Origin of the sequence: Robertmurraya kyonggiensis (assembly GCF_005116465.1) — a bacterium.
Lineage (GTDB): Bacteria > Bacillota > Bacilli > Bacillales > Cytobacillaceae > Robertmurraya > Robertmurraya kyonggiensis.
The window spans coordinates 1,434,699-1,446,929 of the sequence record NZ_SWBM01000001.1; the positions used below are offsets into that span (position 1 = coordinate 1,434,699).

A 12,231-nucleotide genomic window follows, 5' to 3' on the forward strand; every position below is an offset into this window, starting at 1 on the left:
CTCCTCTTTTCAGTTTTACGCATAAACAAAATACAAACTTTTTTGAGCTACCTTCTCATTCGTTAACGTCTCCCACACCTCTTGGTAAAACCCTATCTGTGTGCGATAGAATTCTTCAAGCTTAGCAAAATCTTCTTTATTGGTAGGTCTGTCAGTCTTATAATCGACAATCACCCAACCATCATCCGTTTTATAGATTAGGTCGATAATTCCTTTAATAAGAACCGTTTCACTTTCCTGCTCCTCTATCCAACGATATAAAGGCTCTTCTCTTGTGATTTTTCTTGTAAAAGGAACTTCCGATAAGACCATTTCAGCCTTCGTAATATCATCCCAGATTTCAGTCTGTTGAAACTTTCTTATAATCTCGATAACTTCCTCTTCTCTTTCTATAGAGAAGTCATATTTAGAAAGCAAGGACTTTATAAACTGAGATACATCTATCCCGCGTACGACCTTTTCGAGGACTTCATGAACAACTGTCCCCCAATCCATTCCTCCTCCTTCTTCCCGTTCAATCGTCCCGATCACAGCATAATCCTTATCCTTCGTCGGACTCCAGTGTTCAAAGGATTTTTCACGTCTTTTATCTAACCAAGTTAGCGTATCTTCTGTTTTATTTAAGTAGTCCATTAGACTAATTGAAATAACAGCCTCACTGGACTCCACTTGCCTTGAATCAATCTCTATTTCTGCTATATTTTCAATTTCAAATAGATGATTCCATGGGTTTTTATTGTTATTTTTAGCATTTGAGCTAAGGATGAGTGTCTTTTCTGCTCTCGTTGCAGCTACATAAAGAATTCGTACCTCTTCTTCCGTTAAATAGGCGAGTTCTTCCTCTTTTACAGATTCCCAGCCAACAGGGAGTGCCAGTTCCTTATCCTGAAATCCATTCCGAACCGAAAAAGCAAAATATCCTTTAGAATAGCTATCTTCCCGTTTAATATGCTTATTTAAAAAGGAATCCGGCTTAACAACTTTTGCAGGATGAGCAAGGAACACAATTGGGGCTTCTAAACCTTTGGCTTTATGGACATTCATAATGCGGACTGCATCTGCATCCTCCTCGATATTAATGACAACAGACTTTTCAAAGACTAACTCCTCTAACCGCTCGAAAATTTGCTTATAAGTGCTATTTCCACTACCTTCATGCTTGCGAAGAGCCGTCAAGATTTGTTGCAAGCTTTTATACGTCCGTTTACTGCGATTATTTTTGAGTAAAAGTGGATAAAAGCCGACATCATCCATAATTTTTTCGATCGCAACCGTTGGTGCAAGTTCACGCGTCCATTTTTGATAAGATCTCAGCTTCCCAAGAGACAATTCGAATTTCTTCTTCACTTCTGTTGGAAGACCTTCAGGCACATCAGCATAAATCGAAAAATAGCCATTTGCCTTTTTCCATTGATAAAGATCATTATCACTAATACCAAAGAAAATTCCTCGCAAAACAGCAACAAGACTAATTTGATCCGTTGGATCAGTAAATGTTTTTAACAAAATACTAAGCTCTTGAAACTCCCTTGTTTCGCCAATAATGACCTCTCCACTAATACTTACCGATATCCCAAGTGCTTCTACTGCCTTTGCATAGAGTCCAATCCCGTCATTATAGCGTGTTAAAATCATAAAATCCTTGGCGTTTTTTCCAGACTCGATTTGCTGGCGAATACATACGGCGATGTTTTTCGCATCTTCTTCAATAATCTCTTCTTTTTTCGAAAAATCCGCTGGTACAATCAATTGTTTAATCCCTGTCCACTCATCACCTGTATCCTCATGGAAAGAGTTTAATGGTCGATACGCTGCTTGATAAACCGATTCTGTTTCTGGTAGATAATGACTAAATACTGTGTTGAGACCATTTGTAATCGAATCGAGTGTACGGAAATTCATTGTCAACTGAAGGACTTCTCCTCCATGGTTCACAATTAATTCCTTAACTCGATTATAGGTATCGATATCGGCACGACGGAACCGGTAAATGGCTTGCTTCGGATCTCCTACTACAAAGAGAGAGCCAGCTTTCGGTTTACATCTCGTCCAAACAGGCTCATTCATGTCCTCTCCCGTTAAATAGAACATAAGCTCAGCTTGGATCGGGTCAGTATCCTGAAATTCATCAACGAGAAGAAAACGATATTTTTCTTGAAAATATGCTCTGACCTCCCCATTATTTTTCAAAAGAGTTGAGGCTTTAATCAATAAATCCTGAAAGTTTAGTAGAGATCGTTCCTTTTTCAAGCTCATATACATTTGAACTGCTTCCAGTAAAAAGTTCGTAATAATTGGATGACAATATTCCTTCCATTCTTGAAGCAATGGCTTAATCAGAGCCTCAAAGGTGGTCAATATCTTCTCCTCGAAAAACTTCGCATCCTCTTTTGATTCCCATCGATTTAACGTAGGCTTAAGCCTTTTATCAAAAAGGGTAAGGATTGAAATAATATCCTTTTCCATTGTTACATTAATAAACCGCACTTTTTGTAAGGCTGTCACGATCGCCTTTTGTAAAGAATCATAGCCTTTGTCTGGTTCCTGTTCAGGGATACATCTTCGAGCTTCCTTAACGACATTCATAAAGGATTGAAAAGCAGTCTGCAGATCGGGCTTTTCTACAATTTCAGTTACCCAATCTACATCCGGATAATCTTTGAGTTCTTTCAAGCAATTGAACAACTCATCCACTGAAATCCCTAAATCCTCAACCGATTTCAATTCATCAATTCGAGTTTCCTGTAGTGCCTGTAAATAGATTCCCCATGCTTCTTCGAGGATTTCTACATCGTCAGCCTCCTCTAACTCTTTAAAAGCTAAATCTAGGCCCGCCTCAATCGGTCTTTCACGAAGTAGCTTTGCGCAAAACGCGTGAACAGTTCCTAAAAAGCAGCGTTCGATATTTTGCAGAGCTTCAGCTAACCGATATCGTATTGCTTCATCCGCTTCCTCTTTCCATGTCTTTTCAAGGACTGATTGAAAGCGGACCTTTAATTCATCAGCTGCTTTTCTCGTGAATGTGATGGCGACAATATGCTCGATTTTGCTCGTACCTGTATATATGAGATTGACCATACGATCAACGAGACTTGTTGTTTTACCAGAACCCGCACCTGCTTCCACAAGGAAATTAGTATGTAAATCCTGTTTGATTTTATCGCGCGCAGCCTGGTCTACTATCGTTTTAGTCATATGCTCGAACCCCCTTAAAACGACGTAACTCTTCAAAGTTTTGATCCATTTGTTTTACATCTAACACATCTTTATCATAAAACTTCCTTCTACACACAGCTTTGAAATCACAGAACTTACAATCATTTTCATCATCGGTCATCGTGAAAGTCCCTGATTTTAACACATCTATTAAACGCTCTAATATATCAAGGCCATTTGTGCGGACCACGTCATCCTGTTTTCTCGTAACTCTCGTAGCCATTCCCTTCACTGTCGGAAAATAATACGCACTCTCCTGTACCTTTCCACTTTCAAGTTGAAGATGCTGTTCAATTGCCAGTGCATAGAGCATATGCTGAAGTTGACGTCCTCCTTTAAAAATATCCCTATTATTATAGGAATACGTACTTCCCGTTTTGTAATCGATAATATGATAATCTCCCGAATCCGCTTCATCTACACGATCGATCATTCCAGCCACATGAATCGTGTCCCCAGATGGAAGGGTGATAACAGCCGGTTCGTAATCCCGGACACCAAATGCGTATTCAAAATGAAGAGGCCTATAAGACTTACTATGAGTCTCTTCTTCTTTTAAGAAAATTGTACAGCAGGCTAGAATATCATCGACCTCCTTCGCAAATATCCGCTCGTTTGGAGGTGGAATGAGTACTTTTTGCCTGTCAATCAATTTGCCCGCTATCGTTTGAATCGTGTTCTCATGGGCTTTTACAGATGGCTTTTCCACTTTAATTTCCTTATAAAATTTTTCAAAAATGCTATGGAGTAAGCTACCACGAGTTGCCGCGTCTAACCATCGATACGGATCATATTCAATGTGTTCAATTGGACGAACTCGAAGAACATTCTTTAAGAAGTAAGAGTATGGGCATTTCGCTAATGCTTCCAGCTTCGCCGCTGAAACACGTTCTTCTTTATTCAAGCGGGGATCCAAAGCTTCTTGTTCCACTTGAACGAAACCATCGTACTCGTTAAATTCAGGGGCTTGTCGATATTTTTCGCTCTTTAAACCATATTCCAAATTCGGATAATGACTTAAAAGTTCCGAATCAAGCACCTTTTTTGACTCATCACTTAAGAGTCGATTCCAATAATCCTTATTTTCAATAACTTTCCTTGCTGTTAAATAGGAAGGGAGGTTCTTTAATTCTTTGAAATCTGCCTCATGTATTCCTGTTCCATAGCGATACAGCTGTAAAAACAGATGGGCAGGACTGACCGCTCGATTATTATGTATATCAAAATGGCAGTAGCTGACTGTGACAGGTCCTGATGCATGAGCAAGAAGCTGGTTCATTAGGTAAAGATTCTCTTGTCCGGTATTCTGTAACACGGGAATATTTCTTCCAAGTGCTTTTCTTTCTCGATCCAGTAACAGCGGATCTTCACTTGTCGTTCCAGGAAAATGACGATTATCCAAACCGACAATATAGACGTTTGCCCTATGGTTGTATACGCCTGAGCGATACGAAGCTACATGAAGATGCCCGGGTTTCGCCTTCGATTGCTTGATTCGAAGGGAAAGCAATAAATCTTTGACCTTTTCTACAATTTCATAAGAAGACAATACCTCATTTGCATACGGTAAGACTTTTTCTATAGTATCCAAAATGGTTGTCTTCCCAACTTCGTCCATTCCTGATTTTGTAGCACATGAATTTCTTAAGAGATAGGCAATCCCTTCTAGAAAGCTTCGATAATTTATTTGTGAATCATATTCTGGTAATCGTTTAAAAATGGCTTGAAACCATTTTGATAACCAATTCAAGTCGTTTAGTTGTTTTGTTAGATGGGCCATCTTCTCCTCTTTTTCAGCTGTCTCTAGCGCTTTTTCTAATGTACGCATCTCTTCGTCTAATTTCACCAAATAGCGTTGTTTGCTCCAACCAATCTGCAACTCTCGCAAATAACCTGCGATTTTCCCTTTACTAGAAGCCTCATCACCAATATCTATTAACCCTTCCTGTAATAAATCAAGAAAAGGCTGCACACTATAGTTCGTCTGAAACCATTTTAATAAGCCACTAACTAGTCTCCCCGGTCGACTAAAGGATATCGGAAACCCTTCACCGAACGTGAGAGGAATCCCGATTTGTTGTGCTAAATGATAAAAAAGGGTTACATAGCTTTCTGAGTTCGTGTAATAGACAACATTTTGATCAAATGGAAGGTTGGAAGACTTTATTCTTTCCAATACTTCTTTAATTTCAAGCTCTTCCGTTTTGGCGGTGAAATAGGCCAACTCCGGCTTTTCCTGTGCATTCTCTAAATCATAAATATAACTAAGAGTGGAGGTGTCTCCCCAAGAAATCGAACGGATACCTGATTTTTCAACCGTCTGAACCCCTCGAACCTGTGCAAGAGGCAGTTTATAAGTATTCTCAGGCAATAGCTGCTTTATGAATTCTTCCGCCACATATGTTAACTGCAAATTAGATTGCAAAATATAGACAAGATCGTCGCGCTTATTCACGAATTCACTCGCTGTTAAAAATACAGCCGCCTCATCCATAAGTTTGCTTCTCTCTAACAAGCTTTCAAATTTCTTTAGAATCGTATGTAAATCATCAGCTTTGCTTTTACTAAGAAAAGCATCAAAAGGAAAGTTTTCCTTTGTATATCCCGCTCCTCGTAGCTGACGAATGGTTGCATAAACAGATTTACTGAAAGTCGGTGTAATTTCCATACCAGAAAAATAGTCAAGCCTACTCTCAGCTTTCAAATGTTCCAAGAGAGAATACATCATTTGCTCAGCGATTGTCGGGTCAAGAATTTTGCCACTTGATATAGCATGTAATTCAGTAGTTTCCACCGCTAAATCAAAAGCTGTTTTAAATTTAAGATTAATGGAATGGTACCCTTGTAAATTGTATGCTTCATTTATCTGTTCTCCGATAAGGAATGAATCCACTATTATTATCTTCTCTGTTAGTGGGAAATTATCGCACAGTAGCTTCAGCTCTCTTACTAATGATTTCATAAGTACCTCCCCAAAAATTTGAGATCATTATATTAGTATTTCCTTCTCAAAGGAGGATCTCCTCTTTTAAATTGTTACAAATTTATAATTAAAAAGTAAATTCGCATCTAAAGTGTTAACAGTTGTTGACAAAATGTTAACTATAGTTAACAATATGTATATAATTATTAACACAAATTTCAGAAAGGATTTTGATATGCTTCGAAATCGAGTGAAAGAATTAAGGGCGAGACATGGATTATCACAGTCAGAATTAGGGAACCTCGTTGGTGTTACACGACAAACGATTGGATTTATCGAAAAAGGAGAATTTTCACCATCAATTGCACTGTCTTTACGTTTAGCAAAGCATTTGCAAATTAGAGTCGATGAACTATTTTGGTTAGAGGAGGATTTAGATGGACAAACATGATTTTCGAATACAGTTTCCACTTTGGAATATAGCCTTATTATCGATATTGATGATATGGTGTTATAGTGTTGTCTATGCTGCGGATATGCTATTTAATGATTTTGAAGGGACCATTTTACCTAATGGAGAAATTCATTGGAATATCTTTGGTCTTATCTCATTCTTCGTTGGGTTTGTCTTACTAATCGTTTTCTTTGTTGCCTATTTCTTAAAACTACATCGATATAACAAAGAACATCCAAACAACCGGTTAACTGCTTTTACATCCATGAAACCACATGAAATTTTGGAGGATGACGAACTGTTTCAACAAGTATCTGAAAAAGCAACTAAGAAAGTATACATCTTCTACTCAAATTACCTTCCTCTCGTGATTTTGCTGATGGCATTTCCGCTCCATCGTTTTGTATTTATTTTTGTGATCTTACTTCTGTTAATTATTCAAAACGCAATATACTACCGTCACCTTCGTCAATACGTTATGAATTAATGGTAAAGAGCAGACTCCCCAACGTGAGTCTGCTCTTTACTTTGTTAAGATGTTTGTAGTGCTTTTCCGCTTTCTAGCAAAGCTTTATTTTTTCCTAAGAACAATGAAAGTACTAAAATTAACACACCTGTTAGGATAAGGAGCCATTCGATGTCCACTACATCAGCAAGCGGTCCGAAAATGAGCATTCCAATTGGCATCATCGAAGTAGAAATCATGCCAAATACCCCAAAGATTCTACCGAGATAATTTTCATCCACTTTTTCCTGAAGCATAACCGTTGTGGGTGTATTAAAGATTGGCATCGCTATACCAAAGATGCCCATGAAAACGAGATAAATCCAAAAGATCGGTACGACTCCTAATAAAAACGTACAGAGTCCCATCAAAACACTGGCAAATGTCATTGTATGTACCTTGTTTTTGAATCCTCCCCATGATGCGATAACCCCTCCGCCTGCCATCATACCAATTGAGAACACGAGCTCAATAGCCGTTAGACGCCAAACATCGTCACCGAAGCTACGAGTCACTTGGAGTGGTGTCAAAAAGGCTGCAGGTGCCATTAAAATGAAGAATAAGGCGAAAAACAGAAAGAATGTTTTCAGAAACGCATGTTCTTTTATGTACTTAATACCTTCTTTAAAATCATTAAGATAACTTGTCGTTTGTTGCTCGCTTGCTTTCTCATGAAGAGGGATTCGGAAAAAGGCAAGTAGCGTAAAAATGGCGATAGCAGCCGTAATGACATCAATAAAGAAAATCATTTCAATCGTAGCCACTGTCAAAAGTCCAGCACTTACAATCGGTGCAACAAACATAATAACTGCTTGAATACTACCATTCGCTCCATTAACTTTCGTTAATTTCTCACTTGGTACAATTTGAGGTAATATCGCTCCAACTGCTGGAGTTTGTATTCCTGTACCAAGTGCTCGCACAGCAGCCATTAGAAACAATAACCATGTTGCATCGTATCCCATTAAGAAGACAATCGCCAATATTAACGTGGCCAATGCAATCATTGAATCAGATAGGATAATTAGCAACTTTCGGTTATAGCGGTCTGCCCATACACCTGCAAACGGAGATAAAATAAATGTAGGGATAAACCCACATATAATAAACAACGTCATCATCATACCTGACTCTGTTGTTAATGTTACATGCCACATTATTGCATATTGCACTAAAGCTGAGCCAAAAAGCGAAATCGTCTGACTGCTTAAGAAAAGAATTATATTCTTTTTCCAGTTACTCAGTCGACCTTCCTGTCCTGTCATATATTCACAACCTTCACTATTTTTTCTAGTACATTGTGCCATGTGAGGAGGATTAAGTAAAGCTTTCTAAGGGATAATTTTACCATCGACTTTTTTGACTATTCATTTTTGCTAAAAAGGTTGTAATTCCACTTTCTTTGGCGAATGAAAACTTGTTTTGTCGTCTAGATAGGATTTTCCATTTAGACAAAGAATTCATTTATAAAGGAGAGTGAGGAAAATGAATACAAGCGCCATTTCAAGAATGCTCGGTGTTTCGTCTAGCACCGTCCAAAGATGGGTTAAGCATTTAGGGTTAAAAATGGAAAGAAATGAATTTGGTCATTACTTGTATTCTGAGGAAGATGTACAAATACTAAAAGAGTTTAAACAACAGCTTCAAGACGGGGTACCATTTCAAGACATACAAGTAACGAAAAAAGTTCGGAGGGGCTCAAGAAATATGCAGAGAACAGATGAACCAGACCAAGGCTTTTTAGAAAGATTAAAAGAGGTCGAGAGAAAAGTGGAATCGAAGGCTGATTCTGTTGTCTCTTATCAGCTATTACAACACCGTAGAGAAATTGAAGATTTAAAAAAGGAAATCGAATCTCTCAACTTGCAGATCAAGGAGTTACTCGACAGAACGAATCAAGTCGAAGAAAATCAAACCGAATCCACTGAACCGATTTTAGTAACAAGAAAAAGGAAAAAGGTTTTCCTAAGTCTTTTAGGATTCTAACATGCCATTACTAGATCTAAAACTACACCATCAAGACCTCTGGTTTTGAACAAAATTTTTCCCGTTTATGACTATCGAGGTCTTTTATTTAATTTTTGTTTAGTCATCACTTCATGTGATTTATCTATGATATCACTCAGAACATCGCCCTTAGATACCTTCCCGAATTTTGTATTCTCCTGATAAAATTCAACGATTTCATCTAGTTGCTTCAATGTTTCAGCCGGAACTCTGAGGTTCAGCTGACTTTTGGGATTATTACTCATATCAACATCTCCTATGTGTTGCTATCAGCTGCTAGCATATTGCTAGCGCTCTGCTATCATTTTGCTAGCAACTTGCTATCATCTTGCTAGCAGCTGCTATCATCCTATCTTATCATAGATTAGTAGTATGGATAAAGACTATCGTATAGGCGTTTTTCAATCAATCTATTACTCTCAAAAAAACACCCCAGATTGGAGTGCGAAACATTTCGTTATTGATACCTTTTTACAATCTCTTGAAGTTTCATAGCTAAGCCTATATTGCCGTCAATTTTTAATCCGCCGGTCATAAAAGCCATAGTTGTATTTAAGTCATCCTTTAAAAGCTTTGAGAAGTTTTTATCCGAAGTCTTAATCGTCACTTGTGGTTCATGTGGAGTTCCCTCAGCTACAGACAAATTGCCATCTGTTAAAACAATTTGTAGTACGCCACTTTCCTGTAACTCAATTTGAAATACGCGATCTTTTTCATTTGCAATATGCACTGGATTACTATTTACCTTTGCAACAAACGCATCTAATTCCTCGCGAACAGCCATTTTTTCTCCTCCAATTGCATTTTAATAATCTCATTATTCCATTGATTTCATAATATTTCAATAATTAATAATAAGTGCAAGCTTTCGCCCATCCATATATTACATTAATTAAATTACTTGTTTTATTAAATGACACATGTTATATTAGTAAAGCGATGAGCTGAATTGTGTAAGACGACTTGACGCGCCTTGAAATATAGGCAACACAATGTGGAGTGTAGTCATGTGCGCCTCAATTTTTCGAACAAAAAGACCTCAATTTTGAGGTCTTTTTTATTTGCTTGTATCTAACGGTTTCAGCTTTCCTTCTATACTTTCACGCTGTTCTTCAAAATACGGTGGCAAAGCAAGTCTTTCCCCTAAATGCTCGAAATCTTCGTCTCCTTCAAATCCCGGACCGTCTGTTGCCAGCTCATACAAAATCCCATTTGGCTCTCGAAAATACAGAGATTTAAAATAATAGCGTTCCACCAAACCTGAATTCGGAATACGTAATTGTTTTAAGTAATCAACCCATTTTTGTAGCTCTTCCTCATTTTCTACTCGGAATGCCACATGATGTACACTTCCTTTACCGGGCCTCTCAACTGGAAGATCAGAACGTTCTTGAATATGAACCTCTGCACCAGTACCACCTTCACCTGTTTCGAATACGACTACCTCGTGGTCATCAAGCACATACTTTCTTTTTTCTTTAAACCCTAAAACCTTTGTTAAAATTTGCACTGAATTCCCTAATTTAGACACAGTTAAATACACTGGACCCAATCCAACAATCCCATATTCAACAGGCACTGGACTTCTATCCCATGGCCGACCTCCAGCAACACCTTCATTATCCTCGTCAGACACCAACATCAGCCTTTGCCCTTCGAAGTCACGAAATGCTATCGTTGCACGCCCTGATTCTTTGGAAATCTCATCATGGTCGACATCAAATTCTGCCAGTCTTTCTTTCCAATACTGTAGTACCTTATCATCTCTTACTCTCAGAGAAGTGGTCGAAATGCTGTTGGTGCCATAATAGGTCCGACCCGCATTAGGAATCTCAAAAAAGGTTAAATCCGTTCCTGGATTTCCTCTTTCATCCGCGTAAAATAAATGATAAACAGATGTATCATCTTGATTGACTGTTTTTTTAACTAAGCGAAGTCCTAATACCTTTGTATAAAATTCATAATTTCTTTTCGCGTCTTTTGTTATCGCCGAAACATGATGCTGGCCTTTCAATGGTTGAAACATATACTCACTCCCCCTATATTTACTTATATTCTTGAGCAAACAAGCTAAAAAAGCAAATATATGGAACTAGTTTGATTCCAATAATTTTCTTTGCTCCACCGCAAATACCTTATCACTTTCCGACTTATGCATGGGCATTGGAATACTAAAGGTATCTATATCGATAATGTATTTTGGTCGGCTCTTTACTTCCTTATAGATTTTTCCGATGTATTCACCGACAAGCCCCACAGCAATAAGCTGCAAGCCACCAATCAACCATATAGATGTGATTAAGGATGTCCAGCCTAACTCTGTATCCCCGAATATTTTTAACGATAAAAAGTAAAGAGCAAATACAAGACTACCGAAAAAAGAGGTAAGTCCTATAAACAGGACAAAACGAATCGGCTGAATGGAAAATGATGTAATTCCATCAAAGGCAAAAGAGAGCATCTTTTTCAAAGGATATTTCGTTGTTCCTGCCAACCTTTCTTTTCGGTCATAATAGACAGATGTAGTCGTATATCCGATTAACGGAACGATTCCTCGTAAGAACATATTCGCTTCTTTAAACCTTTCTAATTTCTCGACCGCTCTTTTACTCATAAGTCGAAAATCTGCATGATTATAAACGAGATTTACTCCCATTACCTTCATCATTTTATAAAAAGCTTGTGCCGTCGACCTTTTAAAAAATGTGTCCGTCTCCCTCTTATTTCTTACTCCATAGACGATGTCATAGCCTTCCTTATATTTGCTTACAAATTCTTTAATAACCGCAATATCATCCTGTAGATCCGCATCAATTGAAATAATACAATCTGACATATCCTTAGCTGTAAAAAGTCCCGCCAGTAATGCATTTTGATGTCCGACATTACGGGCAAGCTTTAAGCCGCGAACAAATTCATTTTTAATCGTTTCTTTATAGATAATTTTCCATGTTTCATCCTTACTTCCATCATCGACAAAAAGAATTTTACTTTGCCGTGATATCGCGCCTTCTCTAACCATTTCATTGATTAGTCCCTTCAACTCAACAACCGTGAACGGGAGCATCTCTTCCTCGTTAAAACAGGGTACCACAATCGTTAGTATTGGCTCACTCATGTTATCCT

General features: G+C 38.0%; 10 protein-coding genes. 3 read left to right on the top strand and 7 right to left on the bottom strand.

Going from position 1 to position 12,231, the window contains the following annotated elements; all coding sequences use genetic code 11:
• Positions 1 to 15: 15 nt before the first annotated feature.
• Together FA727_RS07220 and FA727_RS07225 are read right to left on the bottom strand one after the other, a co-directional pair.
• Positions 16 to 3,195 carry a UvrD-helicase domain-containing protein gene (locus tag FA727_RS07220; protein ID WP_136830232.1) on the bottom strand — a complete coding sequence of 1,060 codons (3,180 nt, stop codon included), beginning with the start codon at positions 3,193 to 3,195 and terminating at the stop codon, positions 16 to 18.
• Positions 3,188 to 6,178, bottom strand: coding sequence for a PD-(D/E)XK nuclease family protein (locus tag FA727_RS07225; protein ID WP_136830233.1), 2,991 nt, complete (start codon positions 6,176 to 6,178; stop codon positions 3,188 to 3,190). The genes FA727_RS07220 and FA727_RS07225 overlap by 8 nt, the downstream gene beginning before the upstream one ends.
• Positions 6,179 to 6,374: 196 nt before the next feature.
• On the opposite strand from FA727_RS07225, the gene FA727_RS07230 reads away from it, so the two are divergent.
• Together FA727_RS07230 and FA727_RS07235 are read left to right on the top strand one after the other, a co-directional pair.
• A complete protein-coding gene (locus FA727_RS07230) occupies positions 6,375 to 6,590 on the top strand; it encodes a helix-turn-helix transcriptional regulator (protein WP_136830234.1) in 216 nt (71 codons plus the stop codon).
• On the top strand, positions 6,577 to 7,080 hold the full coding sequence (locus FA727_RS07235; protein WP_136830235.1) for a hypothetical protein: 504 nt from the start codon (positions 6,577 to 6,579) through the stop codon (positions 7,078 to 7,080). The genes FA727_RS07230 and FA727_RS07235 overlap by 14 nt, the downstream gene beginning before the upstream one ends.
• Before the next feature lie 44 nt (positions 7,081 to 7,124).
• Here the strand turns inward: FA727_RS07235 and FA727_RS07240 are convergent, their stop codons facing one another.
• Complete coding sequence (locus FA727_RS07240; protein ID WP_136830236.1) at positions 7,125 to 8,363, bottom strand: MFS transporter; 1,239 nt, start codon at positions 8,361 to 8,363, stop codon at positions 7,125 to 7,127.
• Between the two features lie 220 nt (positions 8,364 to 8,583).
• On the opposite strand from FA727_RS07240, the gene FA727_RS07245 reads away from it, so the two are divergent.
• Positions 8,584 to 9,084 carry a MerR family transcriptional regulator gene (locus FA727_RS07245; RefSeq protein WP_136830237.1) on the top strand — a complete coding sequence of 167 codons (501 nt, stop codon included), beginning with the start codon at positions 8,584 to 8,586 and terminating at the stop codon, positions 9,082 to 9,084.
• Positions 9,085 to 9,155: 71 nt separating this feature from the next.
• On the opposite strand, the gene FA727_RS07250 is transcribed toward FA727_RS07245, so the two are convergent.
• The 4 genes from FA727_RS07250 to FA727_RS07265 form a co-directional block, all read right to left on the bottom strand.
• Positions 9,156 to 9,350, bottom strand: coding sequence for a hypothetical protein (locus FA727_RS07250; protein WP_136830238.1), 195 nt, complete (start codon positions 9,348 to 9,350; stop codon positions 9,156 to 9,158).
• Between the two features lie 212 nt (positions 9,351 to 9,562).
• The gene (locus FA727_RS07255; RefSeq protein ID WP_136830239.1) at positions 9,563 to 9,889 is read right to left on the bottom strand and encodes an SCP2 sterol-binding domain-containing protein; all 327 of its coding nucleotides are present in this window, start codon (positions 9,887 to 9,889) and stop codon (positions 9,563 to 9,565) included.
• 273 nt (positions 9,890 to 10,162) lie between these two features.
• Positions 10,163 to 11,131, bottom strand: a complete 969-nt coding sequence (locus FA727_RS07260; RefSeq protein WP_136830240.1) for a ring-cleaving dioxygenase — start codon at positions 11,129 to 11,131, stop codon at positions 10,163 to 10,165.
• Positions 11,132 to 11,197: 66 nt separating this feature from the next.
• A complete protein-coding gene (locus FA727_RS07265) occupies positions 11,198 to 12,223 on the bottom strand; it encodes a glycosyltransferase family 2 protein (protein WP_136830241.1) in 1,026 nt (341 codons plus the stop codon).
• Positions 12,224 to 12,231 lie beyond the last annotated feature (8 nt).